Below are 16,904 nucleotides of genomic sequence, written 5' to 3' on the forward strand. Positions count from 1 at the left end.
ATACTAATACGGTTGGGAAGTGATGTTTTGAAGAAATCAAATTTTGAATGGCACCTGAAGGAAAACGCGGCGATTCCCCATGAATTTCTGGAAGAAATCAAGGGAATGGGACATAGCCAAACCTTTGCCAATCTTTTATGGCAGCGGGGCATTCAGACAAAAGAACAATTTGAGCGCATGATTTATGCCACTGTGGATAATTTACATGATCCATTTTTGATGCATGACATGCAAAAAGCGGTGGAACGGATTCAAGCCGCCATTATTGAAGGTGAGTCGATCTTAGTTTATGGCGACTATGATGCAGACGGAATCACCAGTACTTCAATTATGAAGGAAACGCTGGAAATGCTGGGGGCGGAAGTGCACTGTGTGCTGCCGAACCGGTTTATTCATGGTTACGGGCCTAACCAGGCTTTGTTTGAAGAAAAAATCAACGAAGGCATCCAATTAATTGTAACCGTGGATAATGGAGTGGCGGGTAATGAAGCCATCGCCTATGCCAACTCGCGCCAAGTGGATGTGATTGTAACCGATCACCACGAAATGCCGCCGGTTCTGCCGGATGCTTATTGTATTGTGCATCCACGTCATCCAGATGGAGAGTATCCTTTCGGTGAACTAGCTGGAGCGGGTGTAGCTTTCAAATTGGCCACCGCTTTACTGGAGGAACCGCCGTTAGAGCTTCTGGATTTGGCTTGTATTGGAACAGTAGCCGATTTAGTCTCAATGACTGGCGAAAATCGGACCATTGTTCAATTGGGCTTAGAAATCATGAAGCAAAATCAGCGGATGGGCTTGAACCATTTGCTGAAGGTCAGCGGTGTCGATGTGCAAAAACTGGATGAAGTCAGTATCGGTTTTAGTATCGGTCCTCGCTTAAATGCGATTGGTCGCTTAGGTGATCCCAATCCAGCAGTGGAGCTGATGACCACCTTTGATGATAATCTGGCTCATGAATTAGCACAAAAACTAGATGAGATTAATACCGAACGTAAAGGAATTGTCCAGCAAATCACTCAAGAAGCGATGGATATGCTGGAAGAAGATGCTCCAGTCCAGGTGTTGGCGAAAGAAGGCTGGAATCCAGGTGTACTTGGAATTGTTGCCGGAAATATTTTGAAGCAAACCGGGCATCCGGCTATCGTTTTGTCTATCAGCGAAGAGGGTGTAGCCAAAGGATCCGGTCGCAGCAGCGGCGCCTTGGACATGTACGGCATGTTAACTACGATGCGGGAGTTTTTCACCCATTTCGGCGGACATGAAGCAGCTATTGGGGTAACCTTGCCTAGTGAAAACCTGCCTGAACTGAAGCAGCAGATTGCTTTGTATATTCTGGAAAGACAAATTGATTTAATGCAAGGGGCTAGTCTGGAAATTGACGAAGAGCTTTCCTTGGCAGAAGTGAATTTGGCCTTTGCAGAAGAATTAAAACAATTAGCGCCTTTTGGAACGGATAATCCAGCACCCCATTTTCTAGTGGAGGAAACCAAGGTCGCTCAGATAAAAGCCATCGGAGCCGATCAGCAGCATGTGAAGTTCATGCTGACTAATGACAATCAACAAGTGGATGTCATTGGTTTCGGTTTTGGCGCGAAACTAGAAGAATTAAAGCAGGAAAACACTCGGTTTGTTGGTGACTTGGAAATCAATGAGTGGAACGGTCAGAAGAAGGTTCAGCTGAAGCTGCTGGATTTTGCCACAGAAGGTCTTCAAGTAATTGATCGTCGGGCGAAGCACAGCTGGAATCAGCCGCTGGAAACCGCCAGCACGCTATACTTGGCCTTCCAAGAAAAGAGCCGCGACATTTTATCTGACACCCTGAAGCACCAGGTACAAGTTTATCAAGAAGAGCACTTAGCAGAATACGCAGAGTATCGACAACTAGTAGTGGTGGATTGTCCAAGTGATCAGGAATTGATCAAATCATTAGTAAACTACGGGAATTTCGAACGGGTGTATCTTTTCTTATACAGTGCTGATGAAGCCTATCTGAACGGGATGCCTAGTCAAGAGCAGTTTAAACAACTGTATAAGTTTTGTCTGCAGCAAAAACGACTGGACATTCGTTACAAGCTGAAAAATATCTCGAATTATTTAAGAATCTCTGAAAAATTGCTCGTCTTCATGATTCGCGTGTTTTCTGATTTAAAATTTGTTACAATAGATGACGGTGTTTTAGAAATAGTAGAGAATCCTCAAAATCAGGTGATTGAAGAGAGTCCTTACTATAAAGAACGAATGAAACAAATTGAGAGTGAAGAATTTTTACTAATGAGTGACATTCAAACTATAAGAAATTGGCTGAAAAGCTAGGAGGAAATACAAGATGGATTTAAAAGATTATATTGCCAGCATTCCTGATTACCCGCAACAAGGGATTGTCTTTCGAGACATTTCACCTTTAATGGCTGACGGAGATGCTTACCGTGAAGCAACGCGACAAATTGTTGAGTATGCCAGCAAAAAGCAAATCGACATGGTGGTTGGACCTGAAGCCCGCGGGTTTATCGTCGGCTGTCCGGTAGCTTTTGAATTAGGTGTAGGTTTTGCGCCGGTTCGTAAACCAAACAAATTGCCAAGAGCAACACTTGATGTGGAATACGAAAAAGAATACGGTACGGATATTCTGTCAATTCACAAAGACGCAATCCAACCTGGACAACGGGTGTTAGTGACGGATGACTTGTTGGCAACTGGTGGAACCGTGAAAGCGACCATCGAATTAGTCGAACAATTAGGCGGTATCGTGGTGGGTTGTGCCTTCTTGATCGAATTGGAAGAACTTCATGGACGCGATAAAATCGAAAAATATGACATCTTAACCTTGATGGACTATTAAAATTCTTCAAAACAAAAGGCCTTGAAAATCACAAATGCTGATTTTCAAGGCCTTTTTCTTATGCTGATTTATGGTAGTGATGGTCATAATAGTCGTAGTAATCGTATGAATCCATATAGTAAACCTCTTCAGGCGCTTCTTCTTCGTAGTAGTACTCTTCTTCGTAATAGGTGTCTTCTTGCTCGTATTGTTGGGCGTATTTCTTTTCATCCCACAGCATGTACCAAACGATGAACAATCCAGAGAAGACGACAATCGTAGCCAATGAACCCAGCTTGCCAATCACTAATCCAACCAACAAAAATCCAATAATCAAGCCAAATCTTCTTACTGCTTTCATAAATAATTCACCCCTAATAAAATATGCGAACAAATGTTTGTATACCTATTATACGAATGTTTGTTCGATTTGTAAAGAAAAAAATTAACCGGAAAAAATCCGATTAATAAATGTGGCTTCGATACAATCCAACGACCTTGCCTAAAATTGAAACATTGTCTAAAATGATGGGTTCCATCTGGTCATTTTCAGGCTGAAGACGAATGTAGTCGCTCTCCCGATAAAATCTCTTGCAAGTCGCTTCATTTTCGTCAGTCATGGCAATCACGATCTCGCCGTTAACTGCAGTAGTCTGTTTTTTCACGATTACATGGTCGCCGTCGTAAATACCGGCATTAATCATACTTTCACCACGAATTGTCAGCATGAACAAGCTGCCTTCTTCACTAGCCAAGTCTGGCGGCACTGGGAAAAAGTCTGAAGCTTCTTCAACAGCCAAGATTGGTTCGCCAGCGGTAACGATCCCCAGCATCGGAATGACCTGCGGCTGAACGCCGATTTTTTCTAGCCCGTCCAGCGTTAGTTCGATGGCCCGGGGCTTGGTTGGATCTCGCAGGATCAAGCCTTTTTTCTCTAAGCGAGCTAAGTGTCCGTGGACAGTTGAAGTGGACGAAAGATTCACCGCTTCTCCAATTTCACGAACAGTTGGGGGATACCCTTTATTTTCAACGCGTTCATGAATGAACCGCAGAACTTCCAATTGTTTTGTTTCAGTTCGTTTTGCCAATGCTCACACCTTCTTCTCTTTTTTTTCAGTTTAGCATATTTTTTTCGATAAATCAAACACGCGTTCGCTTTCTTTTGCTTTTTTATCGAAGGCATTTTGTTGTATAATGGAGAGCGGAAGCGAGGTGCATAAAATGATTTCAGATGAAAAGATTGCTCGAATTAATGAGTTAGCAAAAAAGAAGAAGACTGAAGGCTTAAGCGAGGCAGAACAACACGAACAAAAAGTTTTGCGGGAAGAATACTTGTCCTCTTTTCGCAGCGGCATGCGCCATCACATCGAAGGAATGAAGGTCGTTGACCCTGATGGAAAAGACGTAACTCCTGAAAAATTGAAGCAGATTCAGAAGGAAAAAGGGCTGCATAATCGAAAATAATTTGAAAATTTCGCATTTCCAATTGAAATAGGAAAATAAATCGGTTACAATGAATGTGGAATAAAAGTATTTATCACCAAAAAGGAGGACGTATTATTTTGTTTGATAAAATTGATCAGTTAGGTGTCAACACGATCCGCACATTAAGTATTGAGGCGATTCAAAAAGCCAACTCCGGCCATCCCGGTTTACCAATGGGGGCTGCACCTATGGCTTACGCCCTATGGACAAAACACTTGAACGTAAACCCAGCAACATCATTAAGCTGGCCAAACCGCGACCGCTTCATCTTGTCAGCTGGTCATGGCTCTGCAATGCTATATAGCTTGTTGCACTTAGCAGGTTACCAAGTAACAATTGATGACTTGAAGAACTTTCGTCAATGGGAAAGTAAAACACCTGGACATCCAGAATTTCTGCATACTGATGGCGTGGAAGCAACTACTGGCCCATTAGGCCAAGGAATCTCAATGGCTGTAGGTATGGCGATGGCTGAAGCTCATTTAGCAGCTACTTACAACCGCGACAGCTTCAATGTGATGGATCATTACACTTACACTATCGTTGGTGATGGAGACTTAATGGAAGGTGTTTCTCAAGAAGCTAGTTCAATGGCTGGTCATATGAAGCTAGGTAAATTAGTCGTCTTGTATGATTCAAATGACATTTCTTTAGATGGCCCAACAAACAAAGCCTTCACTGAAAACGTAGGTGCTCGCTATGAAGCATACGGCTGGCAGCACATTTTAGTAAAAGACGGCAATGATTTGGATGCCATCAGCAAAGCGATTGAAGAAGCAAAAGCTGAAACAGAAAAACCGACTTTAATTGAAATTAAAACAGTTATCGGCTTTGGTTCACCAAAAGAAGGCACTTCTGCTGTTCACGGTGCACCAATCGGCGATGATGGCATTAAAGCTGCTAAAGCTGTTTACGGCTGGGAATATCCTGATTTCACAGTGCCTGAAGAAGTAGCTGAACGCTTCAAAGCAGATATGTTGGATAAAGGCGCTGAAGTAGAAGGACAATGGAACGAAATGTTCAAAAACTACGAAAACGCCCATCCTGAATTAGCAAAACAATTCAAAGATGCCTTTGACGGTAAATTACCTGAAAACTGGGAAGAAAGCCTGCCAGTTTACGAAGAAGGTTCAAGCCAAGCAAGTCGTGTATCAAGCAAAGAAGTTATCCAAGCAGTTGCTAAAGCAGTTCCAACTGTCTGGGGCGGTTCTGCCGACTTATCTGGTTCAAACAATACGACGATCGCTGACGAACAAGAATTCCAGCCTGGTTCTTATGAAGGCCGCAATATCTGGTTTGGTGTTCGTGAATTCGCCATGGCAGCAGCTATGAACGGTATTCAATTACACGGTGGTACTCGCGTGTATGGCGGTACATTCTTCGTATTTACGGATTACTTGCGTCCAGCAATCCGGATGTCAGCGATTCAAGGCTTGCCAGTTACTTACGTGTTAACTCACGATTCAGTAGCAGTAGGGGAAGATGGCCCAACTCACGAACCAATCGAACAATTAGCCAGCGTACGCTGCATGCCTAACGTTCAAGTAATTCGTCCAGCAGACGGCAACGAAACTTCTGCCGCTTGGAAAGTTGCGTTAGAATCAACGGACAAACCTACCTTATTGGTTCTAAGTCGTCAAAACTTACCAGTCTTGCCAGGCAGCAAAGAAATTGCGACTGATGGCGTAGCTAAAGGTGGTTACGTGATTTCTAAAGCAGCAACTGACACTCCTGACGGTATCTTAATTGCTACTGGTTCAGAAGTGTACTTAGCAGTTGAAGCGCAAAAAGTCTTGAAGGAACAAGGCAAAGACGTATCAGTGGTTTCATTACCAAGCTTTGATTTATTCGAAGCACAAGATGAAGCTTACAAAGAAGCAGTCTTGCCCAAAGCCGTGACTAAACGCGTAGCTGTAGAAGCCGCTTCATCATTTGGCTGGGAACGTTACATCGGCAATGAAGGCAAAATGATCAGCATTGATCGCTTCGGTGCGTCAGCTCCTGGTGGATTTGTGTTAGAACAATTTGGTTTCACTGTTGATAACGTAGTAAATACCTACAACGAATTATAAAATTTGATAAAATGAAGTGCAGAATAACATTTCTGCACTTTATTTTTTTGTTACGCATATTACGACAGCCTAACAAATGAATGAAGATACCGTGTTTAAATTGTTTAGAGAATTTTTATAGCGTATACTTTTATTGTGACGTACCAGGAAAAATGAAAACAAGGGTATATTTGGAGGTAGAGAATGAGCCAGTTTAAGACTCGCAGTGCAAGAAATGAATACATACGACAACAGAAATCTAAGAAAGTAAAACGGATTATGCCTGTAGTAGGTACCGCTTTAGCTGTAACGCCAGCAGTAATGGGATTAAATACTGTGAAGGCGTCAGCTGCAGAAACCGGCCAAGCGCAAAATCAGTCAGCTTTTATTGAGCAGCTGGGAGCCTCAGCGATGCAAGTATCTTCATCAAATGATTTGTATGCATCCATCATGGTGGCCCAAGCGTTAGTTGAAACCGGCTTTGGATCGTCTACATTATCTGCTGCACCGTATTACAATCTATTTGGTGTAAAAGAATACAACGGCGGACCAAGCATCTACATGAATACCCAAGAATTCTTAGATGGCCAATGGGTGAGTATGTCAGAACCATTCGCTGTTTACAACAGCTATGAAGAATCATTTTTAGATCATGCCAACATTATGCGCAACTCTTACTATGCTGGTGCGTGGAAGAGCCATACATCCAGCTATCAGGATGCAGCCGTTTACTTAACTGGACGCTATGCAACTGATCCAGGCTATGCCGGTAAATTGATTTCTTTGATTCAAATGTACAATTTAACCCGTTTTGACACTCCAGGAGCGGGAACAGCAATCGAAGCTGCTCCAACAGCAGCTGTTGTTGAACAAACACAAGAACAAGCAGCACAACCTGAAGCCCAAGCAACAACACCGCAGGCTACTGGTCAAACATATACTGTTCAAAATGGAGATTCTTTATGGGGAATCGCTCAGCATTTCGGAGTCACCGTGGATCAACTGTTAGCCAATAACGGCTTAAGTCTAGATTCAATGATCATGCCGGGACAACAATTAGCTATATAATCAAAAAAGAAGCTTATCAGCTTCTTTTTTTTGGTCTGAAATAATAAAGTATAATTTTTTTGACAAGTTGTGCCTCCTTTCTTAGGGACACCTCTCGAACTGGACATATCACTAGCATATAATCCATTTTTCGTTTACTATACTTACATAAGGTAAGGGAGGACGTAATGATGACGAAAGTTTATGATTCCATTTTAGCAACGATTGGTCAAACACCGATTGTTAAATTAAAGCGTTTAGTTTCTGATGACATGGCACAAGTTTATGTAAAGGTTGAATCCTTTAATCCTGGGGGCAGTGTAAAAGATCGGATCGCTTTAAGTATGATCGAAGGCGCTGAAAAAGAAGGAAAGTTAACTGAAGGTGCAACAATTATCGAACCGACCTCAGGGAATACAGGAATCGGTTTAGCCATGGTTGGCGCGGCTAAAGGCTACAAAGTAATTATGGTGATGCCGGAAACTATGAGTATTGAAAGAAGAAAATTGATGCAGGCTTATGGTGCAGAGCTTATTTTGACACCTGGTCCTGATGGCATGAAGGGCGCAATTGCCAAAGCTGATGAATTAGCTAAAGAGAATGGCTGGTTTGTTCCTTCACAATTTGAAAATCCAGCCAACCCAGCGATTCATGAAAAAACTACTGCTCAAGAAATCGTGGATACCTTTGGCAGCAGCGGCTTAAATGCTTTTGTTGCAGGCGTGGGCACAGGCGGCACCATTACCGGTGTAGGTCGTGAACTAAAACGCATGTATCAAAATATCAAAGTGGTGGCGGTTGAACCAAAAGAATCACCTGTCTTAGAAGGCGGACAACCAGGTCCTCACAAAATTCAAGGGATCGGCGCAGGTTTCGTACCTGACAACTTAGATACATCTGTCTATGATGAAGTGACAGCAGTTAGTGGAGAAGACGCAATGGAAACAGCGCGGGAAATCGCTAAAAAGGAAGGCATCTTAGTAGGGATTTCATCCGGTGCTGCTTTAAAAGCTGGATTAGATTTAGCGAAGACCATGTCAGCTGACGAAAAAGTACTGATTCTTTTGCCAGACAGCGGAGAGCGTTACCTGTCCACTGAATTATTTAATTTTGAGCAGTGATTTTAGCGTATTTGTGAAGTTTTAATATTCTCACTAGCTTTTATAATCGAATAGTAGTATTATTTAAGAAAGATTATAAGGGGAGGGAGATATTATGGCTAAGCATGCGGTAGAACACGCGATTGAAGATCTAAAGGAAGCGAACGTACGGATAACACCTCAACGTTACGCAATTTTGGAGTTTTTGATTGAGCATCGCACTCACCCCACGGCAGACGAAATTTTCCGTTCATTGGAAGATCGTTTCCCAAATATGAGTGTGGCTACTATCTACAACAACTTGCGAAAGTTTGTTGAAATCGGTATGGTACAAGAAATGAGCTATGGAGACGCGGCAAGTCGCTTTGATTTCGGTGTTCAAAAGCACTATCATGCGATTTGTACTGAATGCGGAAAAATCGAAGACTTCTTTTATCCGGGATTAGAAGACGTAGAGATGGCTTCCAGTGAATTAACTGGTTTCCAAATCAACGAGCACCGGTTAGAAGTATACGGTTCATGTCCAGATTGTCAAAAGAAAGGGTAAGTCGCTTTAGCGATTTGCTCTTTTTTTTTGAGATTAGCATCAATCGTAGTCCAAAAATCAAGGCTGAGAAAGTCAACAGAGTCACCAATGAGAAGTGACAGGGTGTAAAATTTATTCTATAGAACTCAAATGGCAACAAATTCGCTGCAGGAAATGACCAGGTAACCGACGAAAGCTGGGGGACGACGAATTAAAGCTGAAATAAAATAGAATTTGCTCGGGTGTCCATAAACGGGATGCCCTTTTTTTGCTGTATCTGTTAAAAAATACTTCTGTAGCAATAAAACGATTGTAGTTTTTCTTAAAAGCGAAAATAATAGTCGCTTTGTGAGCAAAATAGATAGGGAATTCAGCGGTTTCTGCTATACTGATTGTGCAATTCATTGCAAACTAAAAACTGTTACAAAGAAAGAGGGATATATAGATGAAAGTAGTAGTTGTCGGATGTACCCATGCCGGTACAGCAGCAGTCAAGAATATTTTAGCCACTCATCCAGAAGCAGAGGTTACCGTTTATGAACGTAACGATAATATTTCGTTTCTATCTTGCGGAATCGCCTTATATGTAGGTGGGGTTGTGAAAGATCCTGCTGGCCTATTTTACTCAAATCCAGAGGAATTAGCTTCTCTAGGTGCAAAGGTGAACATGGAGCATGATGTAACTAACGTGGACACTGAAGCGAAAAAAGTAACCGCTAAAGACCTTAAAACCGGTGAAGAAAAAGTGGTTGATTACGATAAATTAGTCATGACAACTGGTTCTTGGCCAATTATTCCGCCAATCCCAGGCATCGAGTCAAAAAATGTTCTATTATGTAAAAACTATAACCAAGCCAACAAAATTATCGAAGAAGCCAAAAGTGCCAAAAAAGTTGTCGTTGTCGGCGGCGGCTACATTGGGATCGAATTGGTTGAAGCCTTTACGGAATCTGGTAAAGACGTAACCTTGATCGACGGACTTCCTCGTATCTTAAACAAATACTTAGACCAACCATTTACTGATGTGTTGGAAAAAGAATTAGAAGATCACGGCGTGAAATTGGCTTTAGGTGCTAACGTGAGTGAATTTATCGCTGATGAAGACGGCAAAGTTGCGAAAGTTGCCACAGCAAATGCTGAATTTGATGCAGACATGGTTATCCTATGTGTCGGCTTCAGACCAAATACTGAATTACTACGCGGCAAAGTAGAAATGCTGCCAAATGGTGCGATCAAAGTCAACGAATACATGCAATCCAGCGATCCAGATATTTTTGCAGCTGGTGACTCAACCGTGGTTCATTACAACCCAACTCACAAAGACAGCTACATTCCGTTAGCAACCAATGCGGTTCGCCAAGGAATGCTGGTTGGTCATAACTTGACGGAACAAAAAATGAAATACCGCGGCACCCAAGGAACTTCTGGTTTGTACTTGTTTGGCTGGAACATCGGCTCAACTGGTTTAACTAGCGAAGGTGCGCAATTGCAAGGAATCGATGTTGACACAACCTTGATCGAAGACAATTACCGTCCAGAGTTCATGCCAACAACAGAAAAAATTCTGATGGAATTAGTTGTCGAAAAAGGAACTAACCGTATCGTCGGTGCACAATTTATTTCTAAGTACGACATTACACAATCAGCCAACACAATGTCTGTTGTAATTCAAAATGGCATGACTGTTGAAGACTTGGCTTTACAAGACTTCTTCTTCCAACCACACTTTGACCGTCCTTGGAACTACTTGAATATTTTGGCACAAGCAGCGATGGAAAAAAGCAGCAAATAATTGATCATTCTAAGGTCTGGGGATTTCCTCAGGCCTTTTTTAGTGTTGAAGGAAATAAACCAATCAAAGCCGCTTTGTCGGCGATCAGCGGAGATTTTGAAGAAGTTGAGGAAAAGTTTATCCAAAGCTGAGGGAGTTTATTAAGCCTTTCTTAGCATCTTGGCTATCCTTATTATTTAGTGTACACTAGGAAAGAATGGAGGCTTTAAAATGATTTCACTGGAAGAATATTTATCAAATGGACAGACGACAGTGTCCAATCTCTTTCTTAAAAATTACGCTCGTTTAGGGCTTTCGACTTTTGAATCGATGCTGTGGCTTCAGCTGCTGGCAGCTAGTCAATCCGGCAATGACTTTCCTGATTTGGTGAAGGTGGCCGATTCGATGGGCATCACCAACGAAAAAGTCTATGAACTATTAGGTGATCTAATCAATAAAGGCTTTGTGGAGCTGGAGAACGCGCTGGACGAAAATGGGCGTCACAAAGACCGCTACAATTTAATGCCGGCCTATGAAAAATTATCGGTGTTAAAAGAGCAAGAACGTTTCCAAGAAGAGCAGTTGACGGAAGAGCAGGCAATTAAGAAGATGTATCAGTCCTTCGAACAGGAATTTGGTCGTCCGCTTTCAGCGATTGAATACCAGCGGATTGGCCAATGGATTGAGGAAGATCACTACGCACCAGACCTGATTGCCTTGGCTTTAAGAGAGGCTGTGTTAAATCAAGCCTACAACTTAACCTATATTGACCGAGTGCTGTTAAGCTGGGAGCGGAAAAACATCCGCACCAAGCAGCAGGTCGAGGAAGAACAAAAACGCCGCAAGCAGATTTTGCTGCAAAAAGAGGAAGTGAAGGGTTCGGAGGAATTGCCGAAGGTTTCCTTGTATAACTGGTTGAAGGAGAAGGATTCAGATGCTAAGTAAGGAAAAAACGATGGAAGCTATCTCCCGCATGTATGAAATGTTTCCGGAAGCCCACGGTGAACTGGTCTCGGATAATCCCTTTCAGCTGCTGATCGCGGTGATTCTTAGCGCTCAAGCCACCGATGTTTCGGTCAATAAAGCGACACCGGCTTTATTTGCGGCTTATCCCACGCCAGAAGCCTTGAGCCAGGCGCCGATTGAAGGAATTATCGAGAAGATCAAAACAATTGGTCTGTATCGCAACAAGGCGAAAAACATCAAGGCCTGTGCTGAGATGCTGTTAGAAGAATATGGCGGTGAAGTGCCGAAAACGCGGGAAGAGCTGATTAAGCTCCCGGGAGTTGGCCGTAAAACTGCCAATGTGGTGATGGGGGATGCCTTTGGATTTCCAGCGATTGCGGTGGATACCCACGTTGAACGAGTGAGCAAACGGCTGCGAATTTGCAAGCTGAAGGCCAGTGTCACCGAGGTAGAAGAAACCTTGATGCGGAAAGTTCCTAAAGAATTATGGGTAAAGACCCATCACACCATGATTTTCTTTGGCCGCTACCATTGTATGGCTCGTTCGCCAAAATGCGAAATTTGTCCATTACTGGATTTGTGCCAGGATGGCAAGGATCGTTTGAAAATTGCCAAATAAAAGAGAACCTGAAGACTTATCTAATGAAGATAAGTTTTCAGGTTCTCTTTGGTTTTAACCAATCTACTGTGTAGCCGGCGGTGTTAGAGTAGCGCCGCCTTGGTTTTGACCAGTGTTTCCGCCATCGCCGCCCGTACCAGCGCCAGGTGTTGTGGTACCTGGATCAGGCAAAGGGGTGTTATCGCTTGGCTGCTGCGGTTCAGTTGCCGGAGCGGACGGTGTCGTTACATCCGGTGCAGCAGATGGAGTGGTTTCTTCCTCTGCGTCATCCGGCGTTGTCGCGCTTGGAACGGTATAGCCGTTATTATTGTTATAGTTGTTGTAGCCATTGTTATAGGAATAGCTTGGTGTTTGCTGATAAGGAACATCAGTAGCGCCCTTCACATACAATTCATTGCCGACCCGAACCACATCGTCTGGGAAATCCCAATCGACATTCGGAACACTAGCTGAAACATACTCCATCAGCTCGCGGTAAACGTCCATCGCAATCATATTAGACTGCGAGGTGATCGGCGTCAGTTTCTCGTTATAACCAGTCCAGACAGACATCGCATAATTGGTCGTATATCCAGTAAAGGTAACGTCTGGTGAAACACTGCCATAATTAGTAGTAATTTGTGCCAGCTCATCAGCGGTATAGTTGGAAGTCCCAGTTTTACCAGCTTGAATTAACGAAGGAATCCGAGCGTTTGTGCCTGTACCTTGAGTGATTACGTCTTTTAGAATATCGGTAATCATATAAGCGGTATAAGATTCCATCGCTTTTTCCCCTTCACTTTGGAAGGTTTCTTCGGTGCCGTCAGGATAAACGATCCGGCTGACATATTGCGGTTCGTAATACGTTCCGCCGTTGGCAAAGGCCGAATAAGCTGCCGCCATTTTCTCGCTGGACACGCCATATTCAGGGTTGTCCAAAGTTTGCGTGTTGCTGGAAATCGCATTAGACAATTGAATGTCTTCGTATTTGATTCCTAGTTTACCTAGGAATTCAGACACTTGATCGGCACCGACTTGATCAAACAGCTTCACTGCCGGGACATTCCGTGAATCGTACAATGCTTGACGCAAGGTAATGTTGCCGTAGTAGCTGTTGTCCCAGTTCATAACTGGCGTCTTAGTGCCTGGATAATTGTAGGGTGCATCTTGAATGTACGTGCCGGTAGACAGCTGATCGTATTCAATCGCTGGACCGTAATCAGTGATCGGTTTAACCGTCGAACCGAAGTCGCGGTTGGTACTTACGGCTAAGTTGTTGCCTAAAAAGACATCGGAAGCAATGTTTCGTCCGCCGATTTGAGCCGTTACTTTCCCGGTGTTGACGTCCATTAAAGTTGCCGCAACCTGCAGCTCTTCGTCTGGATATTGAACGTACATATCAGTATTGACAATATCATACAGTTGTTTTTGGGCATCCATATCTAAGTTGGTATAGATTTCAAGGCCATCGGTATAAACATCCTTGCCGGTTTTACGTTCGACTTCAGCGATAACTTCCTTCATATAGTTATCCGAAATCCGCCGTTCTTCGTTATCTGTTGACAACGGCTGCAAGCCTGCTTGAACATCTGCTGCAGAAGCTTCATCATATTCAGCTTGTGTAATCTTGTTGTTCTCCAGCATAGTGTAAAGCACGGTGTTGCGACGCTTCTTCGCTGCATCAGCATGCTGGTAAGGGTCATAGGCACTCGGTGCTTGCGGCATACCTGCCAGTAAAGCAATTTCGGCGATAGTTAATTCATTTAGCGGTCGGCCATAGTAGGTTTCCGCTGCCGTCTTCATGCCGTAAACGCCATTGGCCATGTAGACTTTGTTAATATAGTAGGTCAAAATGTCTTGCTTTGACTTTTGCTGTTCCAGCTTTAATGCCAACCAAGCTTCCTGAGCTTTGCGCCGCAGGGTTTGGTCAGAGCTGTCAGTGGAGAAGTAAGACAGCTTAATCAGCTGCTGGGTTAAGGTACTTCCTCCTTGAACAGTATCGTTGGTCAAGTTGTGGATCGCTGAGCCGACAATTCGAATCGGGTCAATCCCGTTGTGGTCGAAGAAACGACGATCCTCAATCGATACAATCGCATCGTCCAATTCCTGAGGGATCTCGTCTGCGTTGGCGGTTTCTCTTTTTTCGGCGCCTAAATCTTCAAACTCAGTATCACTGTTGTCGAAAAATTTAGAGGACGCTGGTGCTTCTAATGCTTTTTCAGTCAGTTTGGGGGCATCACTTACATAGAAGAAGAACAGCCCGACACCTGCCAGCATAACTAAACATAAGAAGCCGACGATCACCGTTAAGATCTTAATAGGCAAGCCAGTCTTTTGCTTTGAACGCTTCATCTTGCCCTTTTTGGTTCTTGCCGCCTTTTTCGGTCGTTTCTCTGAACGAGAGGTCTTTGCCATAGTTGTAGTTACTCCTTTTTACAAATAAATTCATCCACAGCATCTAAGTAAGGAATTCGTGGTGCAATCTTGGGGAAGATTTCGATTCCTTCAGTTTCGACTTGGCTTAAAGTCATGGATTTCTTTCCGGATGCTTGCTGCTCCCAGAGAGCGATTAACACTTCGCTGGACAGAAAGAAACAACGTTCGATGCTGGAAAACCATAATAGAATAAAACAAATACCGCCTTGTTTTAAACAGTTCTTCATATGATCAATCTGGTGCTGATGGAAATTCTTAAAGGGAAATGAAGTCTTGTTTTTGGTTTCCTTGGCTTCAAAATCCAAATAATACCCCTTGTATACACCATTATAATCGGTTGTAGAAGGTTGTCTAAAATACGCTTCCTTAATCACCGCCGCACTTCGTCTAGGATAATCTACCTTAACAATTTGAAGTGGAGTTGGTTTTTTATGGATAACTGCGATATCATGGGTAAGGTAATAGTCATTACTTTGATTAATGGCTTCCTCAAAACGCATCCCACGATTGGCGAAATTTGTTCGTTTTGTTAGTTTCGCGCTTTCTTTAGGCGTACTATCCGATGAAAATAATTGACCGTTGGGGTAACGGAAGGCCATGCTTATCACGCTCCTGTTTGACATTATATCAAATTATTCAGTTTTTATCTGAAAGAGAGAAAAAATTATGGCAGAAATTATCAAAAGATTATACATTAGCGGCTACCAAGGCTTTGAAATGGGGATTTTCAACCAAAAAGACCCCCGGGTTACGGTGATTAAACACGCCCTAAAACGCGAGCTTAAGAATTATTTAGAAAATGGCCTGGAATGGGTCATGACCGGCGGAACACTGGGCTGCGAGATTTGGGCCGGGCAGGTGGCCCTGGAATTAAAAGAAGAGTATCCTGAGCTGAAATTGGCGCTGATTTTTCCTTTCGAAGAATTTGGCAGTAAATGGAACGAAAACAATCAGCTGTTGTTAACAGAGCTGAAAACAAAGGCAGATTTCGTAGATTCCGTTAGTCATCATCCTTATCAAAATCCGGTGCAATTTCGCAATCACACGGAATTTTTACTGAATCATACCGAGGGCAGCTTGTTAATTTATGATCCGGAATTTCCAGGAAAAACCAAGTATTTGCTGGCGTCGATTGAACGATTTCAAGAGAAAAATCCTTATGAATTACAAATGATTTCCATGGATGATCTAGAAAATTCGTATGATTTCGAGGATAGTGTTTGATTTCCTTTGCCGTATCCGCTATGATAGTTAAGGAAAGTTATAATTAGTCAAAGACGTTAATGAGGTGGAAAAATGGCGAATGTAATTTATACTCCTAATGATATTTTGGAACAAGAATTCAAAACGAAGATGCGTGGATACGATCCCATCGAAGTGGATGAATTTTTGGATAATGTCATTAAGGACTACGAAGCATACAACAAGGAATTATTAGTATTAAGAGAAGAAAACGATCGATTAAAAGCGAAAATGGACCAATTGTCTAAAGCACAACCATCCCCAACTCGCGTAAAAGAAGCAGCAGCACCTAAGAGCTCTGCTGTCACCAACTTTGATATTCTGAAACGTTTGTCAAATCTGGAACGTGAAGTGTTTGGTAAGAAATTAGACCAACAAGCTTCTGCAACCCAAACAGCGGTAGATGATATTAAACAAAACTACACGCAAGCAGATAGCGACAACGAAAAAACACGTCAATTTTAATTAAAATTGAATTTGCAATTTTCGGGTAATCGCGGCTGTTTTTACAGCTGAGGAAAGTCCATGCTCGCACAAGACTGAGATTGTCTGTAGTGTTCGTGCTTAGCGAAACCATAAGCTAAGGTACTTCTTTTGGAGTAACGGCAGAAAAAAGGGCTAAGGAGCAATCTATGCCTGAGTATTCTTGAAAGTGCCACAGTGACGAAGCATTTTAGGAAACTAAAATGGTGGAACGCGGTAAACCCCTCGAGCGAGCAACCCAAACAACGGTAGGGGCACTCTTTCTAAGGAAATGAACGATGAAGGAGCCGACATTGTCGGAGATAGATGATTACCACGTTAGGCAGCTTTCCCTGAGGTGTCTAGCGTACAGAACATGGCTTACAGAAAATTGCAAGA

At 43.0% G+C, this 16,904-nt stretch carries 16 protein-coding genes and 1 other RNA gene; 13 read left to right on the forward strand and 4 right to left on the reverse strand.

The window, feature by feature from the left end:
- Positions 1–27 precede the first annotated feature (27 nt).
- Both recJ and JZO70_RS12390 read left to right on the forward strand, forming a co-directional pair.
- Positions 28–2,316 carry a single-stranded-DNA-specific exonuclease RecJ gene (recJ, locus tag JZO70_RS12385; protein WP_207673882.1) on the forward strand — a complete coding sequence of 763 codons (2,289 nt, stop codon included), beginning with the start codon at positions 28–30 and terminating at the stop codon, positions 2,314–2,316.
- Between the two features lie 13 nt (positions 2,317–2,329).
- Entirely contained in the window at positions 2,330–2,842 is a 513-nt protein-coding gene (locus tag JZO70_RS12390) for an adenine phosphoribosyltransferase (RefSeq protein ID WP_207673883.1), read from the forward strand.
- 58 nt (positions 2,843–2,900) lie between these two features.
- On the opposite strand, the gene JZO70_RS12395 is transcribed toward JZO70_RS12390, so the two are convergent.
- Both JZO70_RS12395 and lexA read right to left on the reverse strand, forming a co-directional pair.
- Entirely contained in the window at positions 2,901–3,182 is a 282-nt protein-coding gene (locus JZO70_RS12395) for a hypothetical protein (protein ID WP_207673884.1), read from the reverse strand.
- A 103-nt stretch (positions 3,183–3,285) separates the two neighbouring features.
- Positions 3,286–3,909 (reverse strand): transcriptional repressor LexA, encoded by a 624-nt coding sequence (gene lexA / locus JZO70_RS12400; RefSeq protein WP_207673885.1) that lies wholly within the window; start codon positions 3,907–3,909, stop codon positions 3,286–3,288.
- Positions 3,910–4,042: 133 nt separating this feature from the next.
- Between lexA and JZO70_RS12405 the strand changes: the two genes are divergently transcribed.
- The 8 genes from JZO70_RS12405 to nth all read left to right on the forward strand — a co-directional run bounded on the left by JZO70_RS12405 (position 4,043) and on the right by nth (position 12,386).
- Positions 4,043–4,285 (forward strand): DUF896 family protein, encoded by a 243-nt coding sequence (locus JZO70_RS12405; RefSeq protein ID WP_207673886.1) that lies wholly within the window; start codon positions 4,043–4,045, stop codon positions 4,283–4,285.
- Between the two features lie 98 nt (positions 4,286–4,383).
- Entirely contained in the window at positions 4,384–6,378 is a 1,995-nt protein-coding gene (gene tkt / locus JZO70_RS12410) for a transketolase (protein ID WP_207673887.1), read from the forward strand.
- Between the two features lie 183 nt (positions 6,379–6,561).
- Positions 6,562–7,425, forward strand: coding sequence for a glucosaminidase domain-containing protein (locus JZO70_RS12415; protein WP_207673888.1), 864 nt, complete (start codon positions 6,562–6,564; stop codon positions 7,423–7,425).
- Positions 7,426–7,595: 170 nt separating this feature from the next.
- Entirely contained in the window at positions 7,596–8,525 is a 930-nt protein-coding gene (cysK, locus tag JZO70_RS12420; protein WP_207674002.1) for a cysteine synthase A, read from the forward strand.
- Positions 8,526–8,619: 94 nt separating this feature from the next.
- Positions 8,620–9,051, forward strand: coding sequence for a Fur family transcriptional regulator (locus tag JZO70_RS12425; RefSeq protein WP_207673889.1), 432 nt, complete (start codon positions 8,620–8,622; stop codon positions 9,049–9,051).
- A gap of 424 nt (positions 9,052–9,475) precedes the next feature.
- A complete protein-coding gene (locus JZO70_RS12430) occupies positions 9,476–10,822 on the forward strand; it encodes an FAD-dependent oxidoreductase (protein ID WP_207673890.1) in 1,347 nt (448 codons plus the stop codon).
- A gap of 210 nt (positions 10,823–11,032) precedes the next feature.
- Positions 11,033–11,746 carry a DnaD domain-containing protein gene (locus JZO70_RS12435; protein ID WP_207673891.1) on the forward strand — a complete coding sequence of 238 codons (714 nt, stop codon included), beginning with the start codon at positions 11,033–11,035 and terminating at the stop codon, positions 11,744–11,746.
- Positions 11,736–12,386 carry an endonuclease III gene (gene nth, locus JZO70_RS12440; protein ID WP_207673892.1) on the forward strand — a complete coding sequence of 217 codons (651 nt, stop codon included), beginning with the start codon at positions 11,736–11,738 and terminating at the stop codon, positions 12,384–12,386. Before JZO70_RS12435 ends, nth begins: the two co-directional genes overlap by 11 nt.
- Positions 12,387–12,449: 63 nt before the next feature.
- Here nth and JZO70_RS12445 read toward each other — a convergent pair whose 3' ends face one another.
- On the reverse strand, positions 12,450–14,780 hold the full coding sequence (locus tag JZO70_RS12445; RefSeq protein WP_207673893.1) for a PBP1A family penicillin-binding protein: 2,331 nt from the start codon (positions 14,778–14,780) through the stop codon (positions 12,450–12,452).
- Positions 14,781–14,788: 8 nt separating this feature from the next.
- Positions 14,789–15,400 carry a Holliday junction resolvase RecU gene (gene recU / locus JZO70_RS12450; protein ID WP_207673894.1) on the reverse strand — a complete coding sequence of 204 codons (612 nt, stop codon included), beginning with the start codon at positions 15,398–15,400 and terminating at the stop codon, positions 14,789–14,791.
- Between the two features lie 67 nt (positions 15,401–15,467).
- On the opposite strand from recU, the gene JZO70_RS12455 reads away from it, so the two are divergent.
- The 3 genes from JZO70_RS12455 (at position 15,468) to rnpB (ending at position 16,894) form a co-directional block, all read left to right on the forward strand.
- A complete protein-coding gene (locus JZO70_RS12455) occupies positions 15,468–16,025 on the forward strand; it encodes an SLOG family protein (RefSeq protein ID WP_207673895.1) in 558 nt (185 codons plus the stop codon).
- Between the two features lie 72 nt (positions 16,026–16,097).
- Entirely contained in the window at positions 16,098–16,508 is a 411-nt protein-coding gene (gene gpsB, locus JZO70_RS12460; RefSeq protein WP_207673896.1) for a cell division regulator GpsB, read from the forward strand.
- A 17-nt stretch (positions 16,509–16,525) separates the two neighbouring features.
- Positions 16,526–16,894, forward strand: an RNA gene (gene rnpB, locus JZO70_RS12465) — RNase P RNA component class B.
- The last annotated feature ends 10 nt before the right edge of the window (positions 16,895–16,904 follow it).

This window comes from Candidatus Enterococcus moelleringii (genome assembly GCF_017377575.1).
In the GTDB taxonomy this organism is placed as follows: Bacteria; Bacillota; Bacilli; order Lactobacillales; family Enterococcaceae; genus Enterococcus_A; species Enterococcus_A moelleringii.